Below are 21,374 nucleotides of genomic sequence, written 5' to 3'. Positions count from 1 at the left end.
GTGGGCAGGAAGGATAAAATCATGAGTTGGAAACAGGCGGGTGTTAATTTCATACGGATGGCGGTTCTGCTGGTGCTGGTGAGTATGGCGGCGTTTTTCCTGGTGTCGGTTTCTCCCCTGGATCCGCTTACCACCAATGTGGGGCAGGCGGCCCTTGGAAGCATGAGCAGCGAGCAGATTGCCAGACTCCAGGAATACTGGGGCGTCAACACGCCGCCTGTAACCCGTTATCTGGCCTGGGCCGGTGATTTTCTTAAGGGAGATATGGGTATCTCCCTTTTGTACCGCAGGCCTGTTGCCCAGGTAATCGGGGAGAAGCTGGCCAATTCCCTTTGGATTATGGCGGCGGCATGGATTTTGTCGGGATTGATTGGATTTCTCATGGGAATCATTGCCGGGGCAAAGAAGGGAAAGACTGCGGACCGAATTATCTCTTCCTATGCCCTGGTAACTGCCAGTACGCCGGCCTTTTGGGTGGCTCTGGTACTGCTTGTCGTGTTCGCGGTCTGGCTTAAGCTGCTCCCCATAGGACTTTCTGTTCCAATCGGGGTGGAGGCGTCGGCTGTGACCATGAAGGACCGCCTGATTCATGGCATACTGCCTGCGGCGGCATTGTCCATTACAGGCATCTCCAACATTGCCCTTCATACAAGGGAGAAGATGGCGCAGGTCATGGAAAGCGATTATGTGCTGTTTGCCAGGGCCAGGGGAGAGTCAGAATGGTCCATTATCCGCAGGCATGGAATCCGCAACATCCTTCTTCCTGCCATGACGCTCCAGTTTGCCTCAGTCAGCGAGATATTCGGAGGATCCGTGCTGGTGGAGCAGGTATTTTCCTATCCGGGCCTGGGACAGGCGGCTGTGACAGCCGGATTAGGCGGGGATGTGCCGCTGCTTATGGGAATTACAATTATCAGCGCGGCCATTGTATTTTTAGGGAATTTCACCGCCAACCTCCTGTACGGAACGGTGGATCCCAGAATCAGGAGGAGCAGGGCATGAGCGCACAAAGACACCGATGGAACCGCCGCAAGGCCATGGCTGCGCTGCTGGCGGTATCGGTCCTCCTGCTGGCAGCCATTGCCATTGCCGGCCAGGTATTAAGGGAGCAGGCCCTGGCCACGGATTTCACCAGAAAAAATCTGCCGCCCAGCCTGGCCTATCCCTTTGGGACAGACTGGATGGGGCGGGACATGTTTGTCCGCAGCCTTACAGGGCTATCCATCAGCATACGCATCGGGCTTTTGACGGCATGCATCAGCGCGGTGGTGGCTTTCATCCTGGGAACCATGGCCGCCTGTCTGGGCAGGGTCACGGATGCTGTCATAGGAGGAATCATTGATCTGGTCATGGGAATACCCCATATCCTGCTTCTGATTCTCATTTCCTTTGCAGTGGGAAAGGGATTCTGGGGTGTACTGATTGGGATTTCACTGACTCACTGGACTTCCCTGGCCAGGCTTCTCCGCGGGGAGGTCATACAGCTTCGTGAGAGCCAGTACATACAGATTGCAAAGAAGCTGGGAAAGGGAAGGTTTTATATTGCCTTCAAACATATGACGCCCCATCTGCTGCCCCAGCTTTTTGTGGGCATGGTTCTGCTGTTTCCCCATGCAATTCTTCATGAGGCAAGCATAACCTTTCTGGGCTTCGGGCTGCCGCCGGAGCAGCCTGCCGTGGGTGTTATCCTGTCTGAGAGCATGAAATACCTGGTCATGGGGAAGTGGTGGCTGGCCCTGTTTCCCGGTCTTTTGCTGGTATTTGTGGTGGTCCTGTTCCATTTTATCGGGGATACGCTGAGCCGTCTGCTGGACCCGGCCCAGGCCCATCTGTAAAATCGCCTGTGCCGTGGCAGAGGTTTGTTGTGTAGGAGGTTGTTTTGGAGGAAAAACAAGTCATATTGTCGGTGGAGCATCTGATGATCTCATTTTCCCAGTATGTGGGGGGATGGCGCCAGAGGGAGCTTCCCGTGATTCGGGATCTGAACATAAAGGTACGGGAACATGAGGTGGTGGCCGTAGCCGGATCCAGCGGTTCGGGAAAGAGCCTGCTGGCCCATGCGGTCATGGGACTTCTGCCGCAGAATGCCGCCTGTCAGGGGACGGTTTCCTTTGAGGGAGAAATCCTGACCCAGAAGAAAAAGGAACAGCTTCGGGGGAGCCGGATGGTATTGGTCCCCCAGAGCGTGTCGTATCTGGATCCGCTTATGAAGGTGGGAGAACAGGTACGAAGGGGACAAAAAGACAGGGAGAGCGTGAAGCGCTGCCGCCAATCCATGGGGCGCTACGGGCTGGGAGAGGATACGGAAGAGCTGTATCCTTTTGAACTGTCCGGGGGAATGACCAGAAGGGTACTTATTTCCACAGCCGTGATGGAGCATCCCAGACTGGTTATTGCAGATGAACCCACGCCGGGCCTTCATATCAGCGCGGCCAGGCGTGTGCTGTCCCACTTCCGGGAGATAGCGGACCAGGGGGCAGGGGTCCTTCTTATCACCCATGATTTGGAGCTGGCTTTGGAGGTGGCTGACAGAATCGTGGTATTTTACGCAGGTACCAATGTGGAGGAGGCCCTGGCAGAGGATTTTGAGGATGAGCAAAGGCTTCGCCACCCCTATACCAAAGCTCTATTCCGGGCCATGCCCCGTCACGGATTTAAGGCAGCATCCGGGACCCAGCCCTATGCGGCGGATATGCCCGCGGGATGTCCCTATGGGCCCCGCTGCCCGGACATGGATGAAGGCTGTCTCCAGGAAATTTCTTATCGCAGTTTTCGCGGCGGCATGGTAAAATGCAGGAAGGCGGGAATATGAAGCTGGAAGCTATGAATATTTCTTTCCAATACGACAATGGGAACAGGAAAATACTGAACAATGTCAGCATAAGCCTGGAGAGCGGGGAACGTGTGGGGCTGACAGCTCCCAGCGGTTTTGGAAAGACGACCTTTTGCAAGATACTGGCTGGTTATGAGAAACCGGACCATGGGACTGTGGTGTTAGACGGGAAAAATATTTCTTCCTGTGCCGGTTACAATCCGGTGCAGATGATATGGCAGCATCCGGAACTGTCAGTAAATCCCCGCCTTAAGATGCGGGAAGTTCTGAGGGAAGGGGATTTTGTGGAGGAACGGGTGGTCCGCGGTCTGGGAATTGAACCGGACTGGCTGAACCGGTATCCGGGTGAGCTGTCCGGAGGAGAGCTGCAGCGGTTCTGTATAGCCAGGGCATTGGGGAAGCGCACCCGGTTCATTCTGGCGGATGAGATAAGCACCATGCTGGACCTTATCACCCAGAGCCAGATCTGGGGATTCCTTTTGGAGGAAGTGAAGACGCGGGACCTGGGCCTGCTGGTGGTCAGCCATTCAGAGGAGCTGCTGGAGCGTGTTTGCGGCAGGGTGGTTGATTTGAGGACGGATTAGGGACGGAGCGGCCGGATGATTTGTATGTGGAAGGATTGGAAACGGGACGGCCAAGCCGTATGGATTTGAGAGAGGAGAACGAAAGATGGATGTCAGGGAATTACTGGAGCAGGTAAAGTCCGGCGGTGTTAACATAGAAGAAGCAGAGAAGCAGCTTAAGAACCTGCCTTATGAGGATTTGGGATATGCCAAGCTGGACCATCACAGGAAGCTGCGATCCGGTTTTGGGGAAACTGTATTCTGCCAGGGAAAGCCGGATGCGTATTTGCTGGAAATATATAAGAAATTTTATGAGAGGGACGGGGAGGTTCTGGGAACCAGGGCTTCTGAGAAGCAGGCTGAGCTGGTGAGAACAGCGGTGCCGGAGGTGGTGTATGATCCCATATCCCGGATACTTAAGGTGGAGAAGCCGGGAAAGGAGCGCAAGGGGTATGTGGCAGTGTGCACAGGAGGCACGGCGGATATACCGGTGGCAGAGGAAGCAGCCCAGACAGCTGAATATTTCGGATGCAGGGTAGACCGTATATTTGATGTGGGAGTTGCCGGAATCCACAGGCTCCTGGCCCAGAGGGAACGTCTGGACAAGGCCAGCTGCATTGTGGCAGTGGCCGGAATGGAAGGAGCGCTGGGCACGGTGATAGCAGGCCTGGTGGAATGCCCTGTAGTGGCAGTCCCCACCTCCGTGGGATACGGAGCCAGCTTCCACGGGCTGTCGGCCCTTCTTACAATGCTTAATTCCTGTGCCAACGGGATATCGGTGGTTAATATTGACAATGGATACGGCGCCGGCTACCTGGCGACCCAAATAAACAGAATGGCGGTGAGATAAAATGGGGAAGATTTTATATCTGGAATGTAATTCGGGCATCAGCGGGGATATGACGGTAGGAGCCCTGCTTGATCTGGGAGCGGACAGGCAGGTGCTGGAGAATGCGCTGGAGAGCCTGGGAGTGGATGGATACCATCTGCATTTTGGACGGAAGGTTGTGAGCGGTCTGGATGCATTTGATTTTGATGTGCATTTGGAGGAGCATGAGCATGGTCATGAGGAAGGCCACGGTCATGAGGAAGGCCACTGGCATGAGGAAGGTCACCGGCATGAAGATGGTCACGGCCATGAGCATGAGCACGGTCATGAGGATGGTCACCGGCATGAGGCTGGTCACGGTCATGAGGTTGGTCACGGTCATGAGCATGAGCACAGTCATGAGGCTGATCACGGTCATGAGCATGAGCACAGTCATGAGGCTGGTCACGGTCATCCGCATCCCCACATTCACAGGAACCTCCACGACATTTATCATATCATAGACCGTCTGGATTCCAATGAGAGGGTGAAGGAAATGGCCCGGACCATGTTCCGCATTGTGGCAGAGGCGGAATCCAAGGCCCATGGGCTTCCTGTTGAACAGGTTCATTTCCACGAAGTGGGGGCCATTGATTCTATAGTGGACATTATCAGTGCGGCAGTCTGTATCGACAATCTGGGTGTGGAGGATGTGGTGGTTTCTGCATTGTCTGAAGGTCACGGCCATGTCTACTGCCAGCACGGCGTACTGCCGGTTCCTGTTCCGGCTACTGCTAATATTGCTTCCTCCTATGGACTTAAGCTGCATTTTACAGACAATGACGGGGAAATGGTTACACCTACCGGGGCAGCAATTGCCGCCGCTCTGCGGACAAAGGACCGGCTGCCTTCTTCCTGCCGTCTGCTTAAGGTCGGAATGGGTGCGGGGAACAAGGTGTTTAAACAGGCGAATGTGCTTCGGGCCATGCTGCTGGAGACTTCACAGGAAGAGGACCGTACCATGTGGGTATTGGAGACGAACCTGGATGACTGTACCGGGGAAATGCTGGGCCTTGCCATGGAGATGCTCCTTGATGCCGGGGCCGCGGATGTGTGGTATACCCCTATTCACATGAAGAAAAACCGTCCCGCCTACATGCTGTCTGTGCTTTGCCGTGAATCATCCATAGAGGCCATGGAGGAAATCATTCTTACCCAGACCACTACCATTGGAATCCGCCGTTATCCGACGGAGAGGACCATTCTTGATCGGAGTGAAATCCAGGTGGAAACCAGTTACGGGCCGGCGGATGTGAAGGTGTGTGCTTACAAGGGCAGAACGTTTTTTTATCCGGAATATGAAAGCATCCGGCGGATTTGTAGGGAACAGGGTGTGGATTTTCAGACCGCATATCATCAGGCACGTATGAAGGCAGAGGAAAGCCGGCAGGATTAAATGTATGGATAATGTCAGATTAGGAGATTCGTATGAATACGGTAAATAACAGTTTCAGTGATGAAATGTCATCTCCGGACCAGATGAAAAAGTGTCTGGAGGCCAGGATGGAGCAGCTGGCCAAAGAGGATATATGCCTTGCATTTTCCGGCGGAGTTGATTCAAGCCTGCTTTTAAAGACAGCAGCAGACGCAGCTGCCCATACGGGAAGAAAGGTGTACGCCGTTACGTTTGACAGCCGCCTGCATCCTTCCTGCGACCTGGAGATTGCCAGGCGCGTGGCAGGGGAGCTGGGAGGAATCCATGAGGTTATTACCGTGGATGAGCTGGAGCAGGAGTCAATAAAAAACAACCCGGTAAACCGCTGTTATCTGTGTAAGCGCCATCTGTTCTCCAGACTGGCAGAGCTGGCAGAGGCCAGGGGAATCAGGTATATCCTGGACGGTACAAATGAGGACGATATGCATGTATACCGCCCCGGAATCCGGGCACTTAAGGAGCTGGGAATCATTAGTCCCCTGGCAGAGCTGCACATAACCAAGGCTCAGGTAAAGGCCCTGGCGTCAGAGTACGGAATATCGGTGGCATCCCGTCCGTCCACTCCCTGCATGGCTACCCGCCTGCCCTACGGCGCTGCTCTGGACTATGAGGTGCTGAGAAGAATTGGGGAGGGAGAAGCCTATGTCAGGACTATGGTTCCCGGCAATGTACGTCTCAGGCTTCACGGAGATATCGTGCGCCTGGAACTGGATCCGGAAGCCTTTGAGGTATTTATGAAAGGCCGGAAAGAAATCGTCAGCCGTTTGAAGAAAATGGGGTTTGTGTATATAACCCTGGATGCAGAAGGGTTCCGCTCCGGGAGCATGGATGCAGGGCTGAACGGACCGGAAGTCCAATAAAAAAACAGAGTTCCAATAAAAACCGAATATACAAATGAAGGACAAAACATTATCAATAATTGGAGTATGTTTCTGCTGAGAGTGTACAAAGAGTATGAAACCATATTTGTCCTGTCTGCTTCGCCTGTATTATCTATATATAGATAATACAGGCGTTTTCCATTTTATCCCATAACATTTCTATTATCCAAAAACGAATATTTTCCTTTGTTTCTTAACGAAATTGAACTTTACTACCATAAAAAACCGTGTTAGAATTAAAATCGTGAGTTTGTAAATTTTACGTAAAGATAAAGTAAATAATTAAGCCTGCAAATAAAAAGTCAATAGGAAAATGAGAAATTTTCAAGATTTATTGTTGATTAAATTTCAGGTACAACAAATAGACCACCATTATCTGCTGGTCTGAAAGGATGTGGTATTCTCTATTCTGGAAGAGACATTAGATATTCTTTTACTCTTCCGTAATAGATACGCAGAAACTTATTAGCGCCTGCAGTCATGTAGACATAGTAAGGCTTTCCTTGAGCACGTTTCTTATCAATAAACGCATATACAGGGTCGTCCTGCGGTTTTGTTTTGATGAGACAGTCCATGACCTGAAATAAGGTTTTTCGGAGGGAAGATGAGCCGCGTTTGGAGGTTGGAACGCTTTTTTGTTCATAGGTTCCGGATTCGTTGACACCTGGGTCTACACCAGCAAATGCAGTGATAGCCCCTTTGTGGGTAAAGCGTGTGACATCTCCGATTTCAGCCATAAGCTGAGGGCCAAGAGACGGGCCAACACCCTTCATACCCATAACAACGGGATATTCCGGCAGCTTGGCGGCTGTGTCATTCATCAGGGTACGGAGCTCTTCCACGGTCTTGGAAGCAGTGTTTAATTGTTCTATGGACTGTTTCACGATCAGCTTGGTTAGATCATCTTTTGGAAGTATAGGAACAAGCTCCTTTGCAGCTCCATAGATTTCTTCAGCCTTGTCTTTGCTAAAGTTATACTTCCTACGTTTGCACCACTTCTGATAATGGTCGACAAATGCATTTAATGAGAATTTACGAACATAGTCCACATGCCAGTATGTAGTAGCAAAATCAACCCACTTCTGGCTGCCGTCCTCACGGGCAGGGCTATCAAAGTAAGTATTAACACCAGGGTAAGTCTGATCGAGGATACCGATGAGGTTATTCTTCATAGCTGTTTTGTGTTTCATGTAGAAGCCAAACTGACGGTTCATGGTCTTTAGTTGATTGCGTAGTTCGTCCATAAGACTATACTGTTTCAATTCCGTCCAACTGTCAAGGGTGTAACGAGCTATTTTTACAGCGTCAGCTTTATCAGATTTTACTTTGCGGAGAGAATGAGCTCCAAAATCTTTAATGAGCTTAGGATTTACGGCAGTTACAAAAAGACCTGCCAGAGAAAGCTCACGAGCCAGTGGTTCGTAGTAACGGCCAGTATGTTCCATAACGATGCGTGATTCACCTTCGATTGATCGGATCTGCTCAATTAAGGATTGGATGTTACTGGAGGTGTGCTTGATTTCAAAGGGAGAAGAAACGATTTCTCCATAAGGTCGTAGAATGGCGATCATACTTTTGCCTTTGGAAACATCAATACCAACAGCGTTCATGTTCATAAATTTGTCACTCCTAAAGATTATTGCAATAGATAAGTACCAGTTTTACTCATTGCCTATTCAATCTACTGTGGTGTGACACGAACGTACCAAAGGCAGTTCAACCTGCATAAAACGAACGCTGCAAATGAGGAGCTGGTTATCAGTCTTAATTACGGACGCGAAGTCCAAGAAAGGAGGCCGATATACCGATTGCTCCAACATTGTAACAGCTTAAGCAACAAGATGGATAATTCCTTACTGGCTGTAAGGGATATTAACCATAAATATATTGTAGTAGAGAGTAGGTAAAAAAGAATTATGGACATGTCGTTTTCCTTTTTCCTGCGGCAGCTGGTGACAAATCCGGCATTGTTGATTACAGTCCTTCTGACTCTTGGGGTCATCTGTGTCAATGGTATCACGGATGCGCCAAATGCCATTGCCACCTGCGTGTCAACCAGATCGCTGGATGTGAATCTGGCCATTGTTATGGCGGCAGTATGCAACTGCGCAGGGGTGGTTGTGATGACCATGGTGAATTCCACGGTTGCCATGACCATTACCAATATGGTCAATTTCGGGGAAGATACTTCAATTGCTCTGGTTGCCCTGTGTGCCGCGCTTTTTTCCATTGTGGTCTGGTCGTCCTTTGCTGTTTCCATTGGATGTCCCACCAGTGAGAGCCATGCGCTCATAGCTGGCCTTACCGGCGCTGCCGTGGCTATCCGCGGAGGATTTTCAGCCATTAACTCGGCAGAGTGGATGAAGGTGGTCTATGGTCTGATTTTTTCCGTTGTATTGGGATTTTTAAGCGGTTATCTTTCATGCAAGCTGGTGGCCTGGACCTGCCGGGATATGGACCGCCGGAAAACCACTGGATTTTTCCGGTATGCCCAGATTGGCGGAGCAGCCGCCATGGCATTTATGCACGGTGCACAGGACGGACAGAAATTCATGGGAGTCATGCTGTTAGGTATCTGTATGGTCAACGGGTCCAGCAATACCCAGGGAGTACAGTTCCCTCTGTGGATGCTTTTGCTGGGATCCGCAGCCATGGCCCTGGGAACGTCCATCGGAGGAAAGAAAATCATCAAATCCGTGGGCATGGATATGGTGCGGCTGGAGAAATACCAGGGCTTTTCCGCGGATATGGCGGGAGCTGCCTGTCTTCTCGGATTTTCCATTTTCGGTATTCCCGTCAGTACCACACATACAAAGACCACAGCCATTATGGGTGTGGGAGCGGTGAAACGTCTGTCGGCCATTAACTTCAGCGTGGTTAAGGACATGGTGATGACCTGGGTCATGACATTCCCCGGCTGCGGCATCATCGGATTCCTGATAGCGAAGCTGTTTATGGTGTTGTTCCACGGATAAGTAAAGGAGAAGATAAGATGTCTAAGAAAAGTGATAGTTACTATTTTCAGAATTTCATAGAGTGCGTTGAGTGCGGATGCCAGGCAGCCAAAATGCTGGAGGATAATTTAAACCATTTTGATACAGGGCTTTTACAGGACAAGCTGGACGAGCTGCACCGGATTGAACATGACGCGGACAAGAAAAAGCATGAGATGATGGCTGTGCTGGTCAAGGCGTTTATCACCCCCATTGAGCGGGAGGATATTATTCTTTTGAGCCAGAGTATCGACGAGGTGACGGACAAGATTGAGGATGTACTGATTCGTATTTACATAAACAATGTTCAGCAAATCCGTCCCGAGGCCCTTGCCTTCATAAAGGTCATCATCCGCTGCTGCGAGGCGCTTAAGGAGGTTATGGAGGAGTTTGCGGACTTCAGGAAATCCAAGACACTTCACGGCCTGATCATCGAGATTAACGCTCTGGAGGAGGAAGGCGACCGGCTGTTCATTGAGTCCATGCGCAGGCTTCACGCCGAGGTGACCGATCCCATTGAAATCATTGCCTGGAGGGAGATTTACGTATACTTAGAGAAATGCTGCGATGCCTGCGAGCATGTGGCAGATGTGGTGGAAAGCGTTATCATGAAGAATACCTGATGTCCGGTGCTGTCTGAACAGCCCTGGAGTGTATATATAAGAATAAAGGCAGAATGTGAGAAGGCACCCAGGATTGCGGGGAGCGGTGCCTTTTTATGGGTTGGTTTTTGCGGTGTGGTTTTCTGGTTAATAGATGCTGCCTCCTATATGCACCAGCTGTTCAAGAAGGTTCTGCATCTTGGGGACAGCGGGATGGTTTTCCAGTCCGTATTCACCGAATACCTTGTCCAGGCGTGGGAAGGCCAGCCATGTGCTTCCGGCTTCATCCTCCCATACACTGATGCGCAGGGGCAGTTCCAAGGATACGCTCTGATCTTCTTCCATGAGTCCGGTGCCTACCTGGGGAGAGCCGAATACCAGTACTGTGGTGGGACGGAGGAAAAGCCCTGCACCGGCAGCATTCTGTCCATGGTCAAATTTGGCAAATACAGGGATACCGCGGTCTTTTAAGGCTGATTCCAGGCGTGATACTGTTTCTGCCGCAGGGAACTGGCCTTCCAGAAGATAGAGACGGTTGTCATCGTACCCGGTGGACAGAAGGTCGCCGTATGCGCCGGCTATCCTGCGCCCCAGATTGGTGAAGTCCACCCCTTCCTTGTTGCACATGAGGGTGACGCAGACCAGCTCGGAGGCGTCTGTGAAGCGGCTCAGGAAGGAAGAATAGCCATGGACGGATCCCTTTATATCCATAAGTCCCCGGTGATGGTAAAACTGCCAGCCGGATGCGGCAGGTACTGTCCTCCCGTCGGGAAGATTCCAGGGAGCATATATAAGGGCGCGGTTTTCCGGCTGATGAATCAGGACAGAGCCGGCCAGGCCGATGTCCCAGAAGGAAATATCCTGGGCAGAGGCCCAAATATCGGAAAAGCCCCGGAGCGCCGTAGTTTCTGCCGCCGTGCTGGGAGTACCGCTGCTGTCATAGGATACGGCTGGCTCCGTGGGATTGATATAGAGTCTGTCCTTTTTGAATAACTGGTGGATATCAGCGGTCCGGGATATGTCTTCGTGATGGAACTGGCCTAAATCCTCCTTGAAACCCGTGTGCCCAAGGCCCAGGAACTCAATCTGCCTTTTGGTTACAAAATCGTGGTAACTTAGGCCGCTGACCCGTTCGACGATTTCGGTCAGCAGCAGGAAATTGGTAGCACTCTGCTCCACATCTGTACCAGGAACAAAGTGCAGGGGATTCCTGGCAGCCAATTGGAGCAGGGCATCAAATGTCCACGGTGTGTCCGGGCTGAATTCAGGCGCCCGGCGGTAATCCGGCAGTCCCGATGCATGGCGCAGAAGCTGAAGAACGGTGATGTCATTCCATGTATCAGGAAGTTCCGGTATATATACGGAAGCCCGGCGGTTTACATCCAGTCCGCCGTCCTCATGAAGCTGCATAACGGCCACTGCCGCAAAGGCCTGGGAGATAGGGCCGGCGGGCCACATGGTGTTGGGGGAAGCCAGGCGCCGCCGCTGGCTGTCCGAATAGCCGTATCCGGCTACCCTTGGTATGTAGGGGGCTTGTACAATGGCTAAGGTAAGTCCGTCAATTTTTTCCTGTTCCATAAAGCTCCAAATCATCTGATCAACGGTATGTCCCAGATAGGAGATATCCGGGTTTCCTCTCATCTTCATGGCTGTGTGTTCGCGGGTGTTCATAGGTAAGCTCCTTTCTCGATGCTGTTAACAGACAGGTAATAACTGTAATTCTAAAAGATACATTTTATACTGTAACTATAATACTTACAGATTGATTTGTCAAGGTATTTCCTGGAAGTATTTAATCTTTACAGTTTAATTACAGTTTGAACACACAGTTGCATAAAAATAAAGAATGAATTATAATGTAACAAGTGCAGGATGAATAATATCTGTCTGTGACAGGGCAGCCAGGGGAGAATGAAAGGAGATTCAGAATGAAGAAACGTTTGGCGGTTACATTGGCAGCAGTGGCTCTGAGTGTGGTTATGTCGGTTCCGGCCTATGCAGGTACATGGAAATACGTGAATGATCAGTGGAAGTATCAGAGAGGCGCCAATAAGTTTGCCTACAAGGAATGGATTGAGGATAACGGCAACTGGTACTATATGGATAACAACGGTGTCATGACCACAGGCTGGCAGCAGATTGACGGCCAGTGGTATTACATGGACCAGGCAGGGGTCATGCAGAAGGGCTGGTTTAAGGATAACGACAAATGGTACTTCCTGCTTCCAAACGGAGCCATGGCCACGAACACAGTGATTGACGGACGCCAGATTGGTGCGGACGGCGTATGGATTGCAGCGGAGGGAGAGGTGGAACCGGCCAATATTACAGACCTGTCCACGCCATATCTGGTGCAGAACCTGTTGGACGGCCTTTCCACCAAGGGATACAATATCATTACATCGGGCAAAACATCCACCGGCGAGCGCTGGAATAATGCCATCCGTCTGAAAGGAAAGGGAAGCTATGTAAAATATGCTGCCAACGGACAGTACAGGCTTTTATCCGGCGTCATAGCTCCATCATCCCAGTTCAGCAGCGGAATCATGGCGAAGGTAACTGTATACGGTGACAATGATACTGTACTCTATACATCACAGGATATCCATTACAATGAAAAGCTGATGCATTTTGGCGTGGATGTGACAGGACAGAATGAGATCCGCGTGGAGGTTTCTCTGGTTACGGATAATGAGTGGGATGATCCCATTATACTGATAGACGGTCTGTCGCTGTACAAGTAGGCAGGATGAGGACGCCTGGAAACGGAAAACCCAACAGAATGATAAGATAAGAAAACAGGCTGGGGACCGCACCCTTTGGTGCGGAGACCCGGCCTGTTATTTTTTTGTCATCTTTTGTCAGCAGCCCACGGTCTGCGTATAGTCTCTTGTAAACTGATTTCCCGGAAGATGCGCCCTATAGGCGGTTATACGGCAGAGGCGGCGGTTATATAATGCCGGCCATGGTGCGTGCTGCTTTCAGCGCTGCCTTTCTCTGGGGCTGGCTGCTGGAGGCATTGGCGTCACGCAGCACAAGATACATTTCATCCGCTGCTTCTTCCAGCCTGGAAGCCATCTCACAGAGAAGGCTGTCGTCCAGCCCTTTTTCCGCCAGGGAACAGATGTACTCCTGCAGCCTTTCCTTTACAGGATTCCAGAGGGCGGTGTTGCGGGGATAGTCCTCTTCCAGCTCATAGGAGAGCCGTTCTAATTTCCACCAAAGGGAATCATCGCTGTACCGGGCGCTGCCCTGGGACACCTTCTGAGGAATGGCGGTTTCCATGGTAAAAGGCAGGAAAACCGAGATACAGGGATTGGACATACAGCTCCACCAGACAGGCGTTTTATCCTTTGACAGTTCCACCACGGAACCGGCAGCGGTTTTGCTGGAGGATTCATCCATATTGTGCATGCAGACAGAGGCCAGGATTCCGTCTGCGGGACTCCAGCGGGGCTCAATGATTTCGCCTTCAAAATGGTCCTTCAGTATACTTCCTATGTAGTCCGGCGTCAGGATACCTTTTTTCCTGTCCAGGAGCTGGTTAAGCCTTTTATAGCGGGGATAGGCTGCGCGCAGTTTGAGGTTTACGGCGCCGTAAGCCCTGGCAAAGTCAAAGGTCTGTCCTCTGTCCGCGTAGCCCATCTCATAGGCATGTTCCTGGATGTCTCCGGAGTCCTCATCCCAGTGTTCTCCCGTGCTGTAGCAGTTGGATATGCCCTCTGCATTTTTAACCCGTCTGGCAACCCAGCGTCTGTTAACCGTGTCCAGAATCCAGGCTTCACAGGTATCGGCAATCAGGAACGAATTGTGGTAGCGGAAATCCATGGTCACAGAGGCGTTGCCGCCCTGTCCGTAGGTTTTAAGAAGGTCTGTGATCACGTGGAGGGCCTCATATGCGGTTTTGGACCGTTCCAGTCCCAGGCGTACCAGGTCCATGCCCGGAAGGCCGTTTTCGCGTTCCTCCTCCTCACGTGACCACACGGCTTCATTTCCAATGGCTACGCCCCACTCGTTCATGCCGTGTTCAAATCCCCATATCCAGTAAGGCTTTGAGCCCAGAACCTTATAGGTGCGGCTCACCTGGGGAATGGATATGTAGGTGCATGATAACAGCTCCTGGTCCGGGTAGTCCTTAGCCTCAAACAGGCAAAGGGGCTGGGATTCCCCCAGGGGCCGGTCGCTGTTTTTGGCAAATATTACATTGCCGGACTTTGTACTGTTCCCAAGGGCGACCATGGTATCACATGACAATAATTCATTCATATTTTCTTGCCTCCATCTTTGCGGCTGTCCCTGGCCAGGACCGTAATCAGGGTGGATACCAGTATGCAGGCACAGCCAATCATTATTTTTAACGACAGTTTTTCTTTAAATAGTATGACGCCAAACACCACTCCGGTTGCAGGCTCCAGCATGTTGATGACGGATGCTTTCGCAGCTCCCAGAATCCGTACGCCGGTCATAAGGGTACAGAATGCAAAGACCGTGCACAGAAGGCTGACAGCCATCAGGCATCCCCACTGGTATAGGGAGCAGGGAACCTGCAGTGTGCCTGTAAGAGTACAGCTCAGTCCGAAAAACAGACTGGCTGACAGACTGAACGCGAAGAGACAGAGCATAGGACTCAGACTGCCATAACAGGCCTTTTTGTTGGAGACCACGAAGGCGGAGTAGGTGACGGCGGACAGCAGGGCATATATAACGCCGCCCGGGGAGAAACCGCCTTTTAGATCCACCATCAGGCATATGCCTGCCAGGGCGGCAGCGCATCCCCACAGCCTGGCCGGAGCTGGCTTTTCACCATAAACAGCCAGCATGATAAGGGTTACGAACAGGGGGTAGGCGAAATGCAGCACGGTGGCCAGTCCAATGGGAATATACTGGTAGGAGATGGTCAGAAACTGCATGGTAAAACCGAAGCCCAGTATGCCGAAGAGCGCCAGCAAAACCGCCTGTGGAAGGGTCACGGCCCTAAATCCCCTAAAAGCAGCCAGAATCAGAGCCGAGAACAAACATGTGAGAAAAAAACGGTAAAACACGACACTCTCTGAGTTCATTCCCGACAAAAGCAATAGCTTGGATACCACCGGCATTACACCATATGCCAACGATGCCAGGATGACAGTTCCATATCCTTTGCGGATCTGCTTAGTCATTGGTTTCCAGGCGCCTCCTTACCTCCAGCTCGGCCACAATTTCATGCATTCTGCCTTCATCCAGTTTCCATAGCAGCATGAAGGCCGTCATGATGAGATAGATGGCAGCCGGTATCAGGCAGTATATATTGAGGATGCCCCGCAGTGCGGCGTCTGTCTGCTGCTGATTGGGAACATAGCCGGCCATGTCCAGCAGGATTCCTACAATGGTGCCGGAGAATGCCATTCCAATCTTCTGGCAGAAGGTGTAGAAACCATAGTTTACAGCCCTTACATTCTTGCCCGTGAGCCACATGCCGTAATCGGTGGTGTCTGCTATCATGGTAAAGAAGATGGCCAGGGTAGCGCTCATGACGAACATGCCAATCCAGCAGGTGACTGCCACCACGGCTGTGTTTAAAGGCATAAAATAACGGATGACGCTGGACAGGGCAAAGATAACGCCGCAGCCCATCAGGGCCTTTTTCTTGCCCATGTACCTGGACACAGGAGTCACGCAGAGAGCCGCCACCGCGGAGATGGGAGCCGATATGCCCAGGATAATTCCCATCAGCTTGGCAGAGCCCAGGTAGTAATTGAAATAATAAGCCATGGACGAGGAGTAAATATAATATCCAAGTGTCCTGCAGAAGAAGGCCGCGCTGACCACCAGGAGCTGGCGGTTTTTGAGGATGGCCTTAAAATATTCTTTGCCCGAGGTGCGCTGTCTGGCAGTGGGGGCCTTGGCACGCTCCACGATACCGGCAACGCAGATTAAGGTGCAGACGGTCGCAATGACTGCGAATACCAGCGCGATATTGCCATAGGTGCTGTTGCTTTCCTGTGTGCCGCTTTTCAGGTAAGGCGTGGCGAGGGATATAATCAGGGACGGAACCGCCACAATGGCAAAGCGGATAGAATTGAGGAGAGTCCGTTCCTCTGTATTCTGCGTCATGGTAGACGCAAAGGCGTTAAAAGGAATCGCGTAGCACGTATACATCAAAGTCCAGAAGCAGAAAGCGGCCAGGGCGTATACAGACTGCATTTTCGTGCTCAGATGAAAATTCGTGAACATGATGACAAAGGCCACGGCCGTGGCAATAGAGCCGTATAGAATCCAGCGCTTATAGTGACCGTACCGGTCAGAGATGTAACCCACCGCAATGTCGTTGATGCCGTCAAAGACCCGGCTTCCCATGAAAATCAGGCCGGCCAGGGTGGCGGAGATACCCAGCACATCGGTGTAGAACACGATGGCAAACAGGGCGATGAACTGAAGATACACGTTGGCGGTGATGTCTCCGATACCGTAGCAGATCATTTCCCTCATGGTCAGTTTCTTGTTTTCCATTTTCAGTCCCCCTTATTTTATAAAATTTCGGGAATTGTGCAGGCTGCAGGATGCAGGTCCGCAGTTCCCCCTTCTGTACATGTACAGTAATATTAAAAGCAAATTATATGCCAGAATGAGGGACATCGGTAAAAGAACGCTTTTATGAGGCTTAAAGGGTGCTTTTGGGGCGGAATATGGATAAAACAGGAAAATCAGGAGGGACCTGTAAATAATTTTGGCGCAAATAAAATTGTCACTGCCAGGATATTATACGCTATAATCCATATTTCCTGATTTTGTGCTGGAGCGCCTGCCGGGTAATCTGGAGGGAGCGGGCGGTTGCCGTGATATTGTTGCTGTGGCAGCACAGGGCCGCTGCCAGGAAATTCTTCTCACAGGAATCCATGTAGGCTTTCAGGGGCTGCAGGCTGCGGGGAGAAACGGGGCCTGGGGCGGCCTGGCTGTCGGAAACAGCTTCCGGTTTGCAGGCAGTAAAAAATTCCCTGTAATAGTGGGAGAGATGACCAAGCTGCAAAATCTCCATATCCTTTCGGGAGACAGAGAATGCGCTTTCCACCACATGCTGGAGCTCACGGACATTACCAGGCCAGGGGTATTCCAGAAAACGATCCATCAGTTCAGGATCTATCCTGTGGATATGACGGCCGTATTCCTTATTGAAATGCTTGAGAAAAAAGCTGCACAGCAGAGGAATGTCACTTTTTCGTTCCCGCAGAGGTGGTATATACAGAATACAGGAGGACAGGCGGTAATACAGGTCCCGGCGCAGCTTTCCGTTCTCTATACATGCCAGGGGGGCTTCGTTTAAGGCACAGAGAATACGGCACCGGATTTCCCGCTCCTTCATGTCTCCGATACGCCGCACGGTTTTATTTTCTATGACCTTTAAAAGCTTTGCCTGCAGGGAGATGTCCATGCTGTTGATTTCATCCAGGAACAGAGTGCCGTTCCGGGCCTGTTCAAAGAGTCCGGTGGTGTTGGCGGCGCCTGTATAGGAGCCTTTTACCGTGCCGAAAAACATGCTTTCCAACAAGGTGGAAGGTATGGCGGCGCAGTTGACCGAGATAAAGGGGCCGTTCTGATAGGGGCTTGCGTTGTGAATGCTCTGGGCAAATAATTCCTTTCCGGTCCCTGTCTCGCCGTATATGAGCACGGTGGTCTGGTTCCGGGCTACGCACTTGGCGTCCGAGATTGCCTCCACAAACCGTATATCGCTGCCCACAATGCTCCGGAAGGTATAGCGGGTACCGTTGTGGGGAGTGTTTTCCCTGAAATAATCATAGAGCTCCAGGCTCTGTTCCATGGACTTCTGTATGACAGGCAGGTTCTTAATCAGGGAGAACACAGCCATGGTGCGGCCATGGATATTGACCGGATACATGCGTTCCACCACATTCATTATCTTGTGTGATGACTTTACAACATATTGGTTCAAATGTTCGTTGGGAGCGATGCCTGTGTTTAGGACAGCGGCATGGCTGTTCTTCTTTTTTCCGTTTCCCACAGGGAGATAGAGCTCCTCCATGCGTTTGCCCAGGGACATCCGGGCATCCACGCCTTCAATGGCCTCTGCCGCGCGGTTGATGAATATGACCCTGTTCTCATGGTCTGATATGACAACTCCCTCCTCCACCTCGTTGAGCACGGATTCATATATTACAGGCAGCCTGTCATTACCCTGGGAAAACCCGGAGGCAGAGGCGGTCCGGGAAAATGTAAACATGCAGCAGGTGTATGGTCCGAGAGGAAATACCTGGTATCCCGGAAAGCGGCTTGCAGCCTTTTGGTCTGCCGCAGGTGATTCCGTCCCGGGAACCTGCTCCCGGAAAAATTTCAGACAGTCATCATTACAGTAAAGGACAGATGTGTCGTCACAGGCAAAAAAGCAAACTGGCATAGCGGGTTGACCTCCATTTGGACTGATACTGGTCCCATTATATCATAAATTTTGAATAAGATTAAGAGCAAAAAGGACTAAAATCAGTCCAGATATTCAGGGTGGAAGAATGGATATAATTAAAAACGATGAGAATACGAATATAGGAATGAATATCCGCAGAATCCGAAAGGAAAAAGGGATTGGACAGACAGAGCTGATTCAGAAGATTGACCTGGAAGAGTGGGACTTTGAGGTAAATCTTACCAGGGAGGCCCTGGTGAAAATAGAGCGGGGCATCCAGCATATCAAAGTATCCCAGCTAAAGGCCATCAAGGTCATACTGGAGACGACCTATGATGAGCTGTTAAAGTAGGCGGCGGTCAATGCCGGCAACCGTTTTGCAGTGGTGCTGTGCGGAATGGACGGCAGTGCATGGAATCATTACCGGGAGCATTTTCTGGAAGGACTGGAGCAGGCAGGGGGGATCCGGGTCACAAAGACCCATGGCAGGCGTTCTGTGGCCGGGCTTAACCAGATGGACAACTGTCTGTGGAAAATCCCGGCCCTGGTAAAGAAGGGGCAGCTGTTCCAGCCGGTCCACTGTCATGAGGTGAACCGGGAACGCTGCCGGATGGCTGGATATGAGGGGTATCAGTATCCAGTGCAGTGCTTTAAGGCGGATATGGAGCGGATGCTGTCCGGCCGGCCGGATGAGCTGGCATCATTTCATGATACAATCCTGCAGCAGTCATAGGTCAGGGCCAAAACCGCGTCTCCGGCGTCTGAATCCATGAATATATGTACAGCTATCATGAGCGCCATATACATCCCCTTACAGTTCTCTGTGATGTCCAGACCGCCGCTGTTGCGGAATAGGACGTCGATGGTCCCGTTATCCCGCTCAATCTGCAGCAGGGAAGAGGTCATCTGGGCATATTCCTTGAAGATGGGGAGAAGGGTGTGGTCGAACCACGCATTGTACCGCTCGAATTGGGCCAGCTGCGCGGTTTCACGGATGTTTCGGACCGCCTCCCTGGCCATTTCCAGTTCCTTTTCCGACATGCAATCCAGTAATCCGTAGATATCTTTGGCATTGCCGGTGTCTGTAAAGTCATACTGTTCCATAGGGTCACCTCATTGAATTCTTTAAATGATGGACTGGTTTTGGTCCCATTATAACATAAAATCTCCATAATATGAAGGGTGAAATGGACTGAAATGGGTTCATGTAGTGAGTTCATGGAATGGAATCATGCGTACGGGGGAAGGGTAATGGATGTGATAAAAAATGATAAAGGAACCAATGTTGGCGCCAACATACGCAGAATCAGGCTGGAATCTGACATCGGCCAGACGGATCTGGTCCGTATCCTGCAGCTGATGGGGGCAGACATTACAAGAGAGGCATTGGTGAAAATTGAAAAAGGGACGCAGCATATAAAGGTTTCTCAGCTGAAAGCCATTAAAGCAGCTTTGGGAACCTCTTATGAGGATTTGCTGGAATAAGAAGGAGGGCCGTACACCCAACCCAAGGTGTACGGCCCTCTTAGCGTGCGGGCAAAAGAACATCCACATGGCATCAACAGAAGATTAACAGGATATCCACAAAGTTATCCACATTATCCACCGAAAACACTAGATATTTCATATAAATCGTCTGAAAATACCAGGTCTGGTGTTGTGTATAACTGAATTGAAGGAAGAATGATTGTGGATAAAATAGGAGGGAGGTCCTGCTCTTAAGCTTTATCCCCCACATTCTGCATCCGCCGGATGCTTTCTACCACTGCATCCATCACAACGCCGCGGAATTTTCCTTCTTCCAGGGTATGTACGCCGGCTATTGTGCCGCCTCCGGGGGAACATACCCGGTCTTTGAGAATACCGGGATGTGTATTTGTCTTTAGTACCATTTTACCGGCTCCAATGAGACACTGGGCTGCCAGGTTCAGTGCTACGTCACGGCTGAGTCCCATCTCCACACCGCCGTCAGCCAGGGATTCAATAAAGAGATATGCAAATGCAGGACCGCACCCGCTGATTCCGGTCAATGGATCGATTAGTGATTCAGGCAATACATAGCTGCTTCCGATTACATTAAAAATTGAGGTTACCAACTCCTCTGTTTGGGAAGTACAGCGGGCGCCCAGGGCAATACCCGCGGCACCTTCCATTACCAGCATAGGTGTATTGGGCATCACCCGTACCACTGCCGCGTTTTTGATATACTCTTCTAAAAAGGAGAGTTTTACCCCGCCCATGATTGAAATTACAGTCTGCTCCGGCCGGAAGAGCATGCCTGCTTTAGAGAGTGTTTCTCTGGCATCCTGGGGGCGTACCGACAAAAACACAATATCTGCCCATGATACCAAATCTTCATAGGAATGGGCGGAAGGCGTGAGGATGTTTGTGCGGTAACGGGTTTGCAGGTCTGTAAGCCGTGATTCATTTACATCATACAACAGGATATGCTCCGGTAAAATGGCTCCGGAACTGATAAGACCACTAAAAATTGCTTCGCACATCTGGCCTGCGCCAATATATGCGATACGTTTTTGGATAGCTTGGCTCATAATATTCCCTCCGATTTTGAAATTATACTATAATTTTATTTCATTTTATATTCAAGACAGTATAAAGTCAAGGAGAGAGCCTTAAAAAAACAATTCTTGTGAAAAGTATACAAAATATACAATAAAAAATTGATATAGTCATAGAATTTGTGATTATGTGGAAGAACTGTCTTGTAAATAACATGTATATATGATACTCTTATGGCATGAACAAAAGCCTGGATGAGGTTGCGAACAAGACCGAATTATACTTTT

At 50.7% G+C, this 21,374-nt stretch carries 21 protein-coding genes; 13 read left to right on the top strand and 8 right to left on the bottom strand.

The window, feature by feature from the left end:
• The first annotated feature begins 21 nt into the window (after nt 1–21).
• The 7 genes from CGC65_RS25530 to larE all read left to right on the top strand — a co-directional run bounded on the left by CGC65_RS25530 (nt 22) and on the right by larE (nt 6,559).
• Nucleotides 22–1,002: an ABC transporter permease gene (locus CGC65_RS25530; protein ID WP_002566076.1), complete on the top strand. Its 981-nt coding sequence runs from the start codon at nt 22–24 to the stop codon at nt 1,000–1,002.
• Nucleotides 999–1,835: an ABC transporter permease gene (locus CGC65_RS25525; protein ID WP_002566075.1), complete on the top strand. Its 837-nt coding sequence runs from the start codon at nt 999–1,001 to the stop codon at nt 1,833–1,835. The genes CGC65_RS25530 and CGC65_RS25525 overlap by 4 nt, the downstream gene beginning before the upstream one ends.
• A 44-nt stretch (nt 1,836–1,879) precedes the next feature.
• Nucleotides 1,880–2,812, top strand: coding sequence for an oligopeptide/dipeptide ABC transporter ATP-binding protein (locus CGC65_RS25520; protein WP_002566074.1), 933 nt, complete (start codon nt 1,880–1,882; stop codon nt 2,810–2,812).
• Nucleotides 2,809–3,417, top strand: coding sequence for an ABC transporter ATP-binding protein (locus CGC65_RS25515; RefSeq protein WP_002566073.1), 609 nt, complete (start codon nt 2,809–2,811; stop codon nt 3,415–3,417). The genes CGC65_RS25520 and CGC65_RS25515 overlap by 4 nt, the downstream gene beginning before the upstream one ends.
• Nucleotides 3,418–3,502: 85 nt before the next feature.
• Nucleotides 3,503–4,246 carry a nickel pincer cofactor biosynthesis protein LarB gene (larB, locus tag CGC65_RS25510; RefSeq protein WP_002566072.1) on the top strand — a complete coding sequence of 248 codons (744 nt, stop codon included), beginning with the start codon at nt 3,503–3,505 and terminating at the stop codon, nt 4,244–4,246.
• A gap of 1 nt (nt 4,247) precedes the next feature.
• The gene (gene larC, locus CGC65_RS25505) at nt 4,248–5,660 is read left to right on the top strand and encodes a nickel pincer cofactor biosynthesis protein LarC (protein ID WP_002566071.1); all 1,413 of its coding nucleotides are present in this window, start codon (nt 4,248–4,250) and stop codon (nt 5,658–5,660) included.
• 32 nt (nt 5,661–5,692) lie between these two features.
• A complete protein-coding gene (gene larE, locus CGC65_RS25500; RefSeq protein WP_002566070.1) occupies nt 5,693–6,559 on the top strand; it encodes an ATP-dependent sacrificial sulfur transferase LarE in 867 nt (288 codons plus the stop codon).
• 425 nt (nt 6,560–6,984) lie between these two features.
• Here the strand turns inward: larE and CGC65_RS25495 are convergent, their stop codons facing one another.
• Nucleotides 6,985–8,190, bottom strand: a complete 1,206-nt coding sequence (locus CGC65_RS25495) for an IS110 family RNA-guided transposase (RefSeq protein ID WP_193466550.1) — start codon at nt 8,188–8,190, stop codon at nt 6,985–6,987.
• Between the two features lie 306 nt (nt 8,191–8,496).
• Here CGC65_RS25495 and CGC65_RS25490 point away from each other — a divergent pair, with 306 nt between their 5' ends.
• Nucleotides 8,497–9,555, top strand: coding sequence for an inorganic phosphate transporter (locus CGC65_RS25490; protein ID WP_002565637.1), 1,059 nt, complete (start codon nt 8,497–8,499; stop codon nt 9,553–9,555).
• A gap of 17 nt (nt 9,556–9,572) precedes the next feature.
• Complete coding sequence (locus CGC65_RS25485; RefSeq protein WP_002565636.1) at nt 9,573–10,196, top strand: DUF47 domain-containing protein; 624 nt, start codon at nt 9,573–9,575, stop codon at nt 10,194–10,196.
• A 126-nt stretch (nt 10,197–10,322) separates the two neighbouring features.
• Here CGC65_RS25485 and CGC65_RS25480 read toward each other — a convergent pair whose 3' ends face one another.
• The gene (locus tag CGC65_RS25480) at nt 10,323–11,846 is read right to left on the bottom strand and encodes a serine hydrolase (protein ID WP_002565635.1); all 1,524 of its coding nucleotides are present in this window, start codon (nt 11,844–11,846) and stop codon (nt 10,323–10,325) included.
• A 257-nt stretch (nt 11,847–12,103) separates the two neighbouring features.
• Here CGC65_RS25480 and CGC65_RS25475 point away from each other — a divergent pair, with 257 nt between their 5' ends.
• The gene (locus CGC65_RS25475) at nt 12,104–12,919 is read left to right on the top strand and encodes an NPCBM/NEW2 domain-containing protein (protein WP_002565634.1); all 816 of its coding nucleotides are present in this window, start codon (nt 12,104–12,106) and stop codon (nt 12,917–12,919) included.
• A gap of 205 nt (nt 12,920–13,124) precedes the next feature.
• On the opposite strand, the gene CGC65_RS25470 is transcribed toward CGC65_RS25475, so the two are convergent.
• The 4 genes from CGC65_RS25470 to CGC65_RS25455 all read right to left on the bottom strand — a co-directional run bounded on the left by CGC65_RS25470 (nt 13,125) and on the right by CGC65_RS25455 (nt 18,564).
• Nucleotides 13,125–14,441: a C69 family dipeptidase gene (locus tag CGC65_RS25470; protein ID WP_002565633.1), complete on the bottom strand. Its 1,317-nt coding sequence runs from the start codon at nt 14,439–14,441 to the stop codon at nt 13,125–13,127.
• Complete coding sequence (locus CGC65_RS25465; RefSeq protein WP_002565632.1) at nt 14,438–15,334, bottom strand: DMT family transporter; 897 nt, start codon at nt 15,332–15,334, stop codon at nt 14,438–14,440. Before CGC65_RS25465 ends, CGC65_RS25470 begins: the two co-directional genes overlap by 4 nt.
• Entirely contained in the window at nt 15,327–16,664 is a 1,338-nt protein-coding gene (locus tag CGC65_RS25460; RefSeq protein ID WP_002565631.1) for an MFS transporter, read from the bottom strand. The genes CGC65_RS25465 and CGC65_RS25460 overlap by 8 nt, the downstream gene beginning before the upstream one ends.
• Nucleotides 16,665–16,920: 256 nt before the next feature.
• Nucleotides 16,921–18,564 (bottom strand): sigma-54 interaction domain-containing protein, encoded by a 1,644-nt coding sequence (locus CGC65_RS25455; protein WP_002565630.1) that lies wholly within the window; start codon nt 18,562–18,564, stop codon nt 16,921–16,923.
• Nucleotides 18,565–18,673: 109 nt separating this feature from the next.
• On the opposite strand from CGC65_RS25455, the gene CGC65_RS25450 reads away from it, so the two are divergent.
• Nucleotides 18,674–18,919, top strand: a complete 246-nt coding sequence (locus tag CGC65_RS25450) for a helix-turn-helix domain-containing protein (protein ID WP_002565629.1) — start codon at nt 18,674–18,676, stop codon at nt 18,917–18,919.
• Between the two features lie 45 nt (nt 18,920–18,964).
• Complete coding sequence (locus CGC65_RS25445; protein ID WP_002565628.1) at nt 18,965–19,300, top strand: hypothetical protein; 336 nt, start codon at nt 18,965–18,967, stop codon at nt 19,298–19,300.
• Here the strand turns inward: CGC65_RS25445 and CGC65_RS25440 are convergent.
• Nucleotides 19,273–19,671 (bottom strand): hypothetical protein, encoded by a 399-nt coding sequence (locus tag CGC65_RS25440; RefSeq protein WP_002565627.1) that lies wholly within the window; start codon nt 19,669–19,671, stop codon nt 19,273–19,275. The genes CGC65_RS25445 and CGC65_RS25440 overlap by 28 nt on opposite strands.
• A gap of 147 nt (nt 19,672–19,818) precedes the next feature.
• Here CGC65_RS25440 and CGC65_RS25435 point away from each other — a divergent pair, with 147 nt between their 5' ends.
• Entirely contained in the window at nt 19,819–20,052 is a 234-nt protein-coding gene (locus tag CGC65_RS25435) for a helix-turn-helix domain-containing protein (RefSeq protein ID WP_038281423.1), read from the top strand.
• A gap of 233 nt (nt 20,053–20,285) precedes the next feature.
• Here the strand turns inward: CGC65_RS25435 and proC are convergent, their stop codons facing one another.
• Nucleotides 20,286–21,119, bottom strand: coding sequence for a pyrroline-5-carboxylate reductase (gene proC, locus CGC65_RS25425; RefSeq protein WP_002565624.1), 834 nt, complete (start codon nt 21,117–21,119; stop codon nt 20,286–20,288).
• Between the last annotated feature and the right edge of the window lie 255 nt (nt 21,120–21,374).

The organism is Enterocloster bolteae, from assembly GCF_002234575.2.
GTDB classification, from domain to species: domain Bacteria; phylum Bacillota; class Clostridia; order Lachnospirales; family Lachnospiraceae; genus Enterocloster; species Enterocloster bolteae.
The sequence above is the reverse complement of the archived record's forward strand: the minus strand, read 5'-3'. Positions and strand labels throughout refer to the sequence as shown.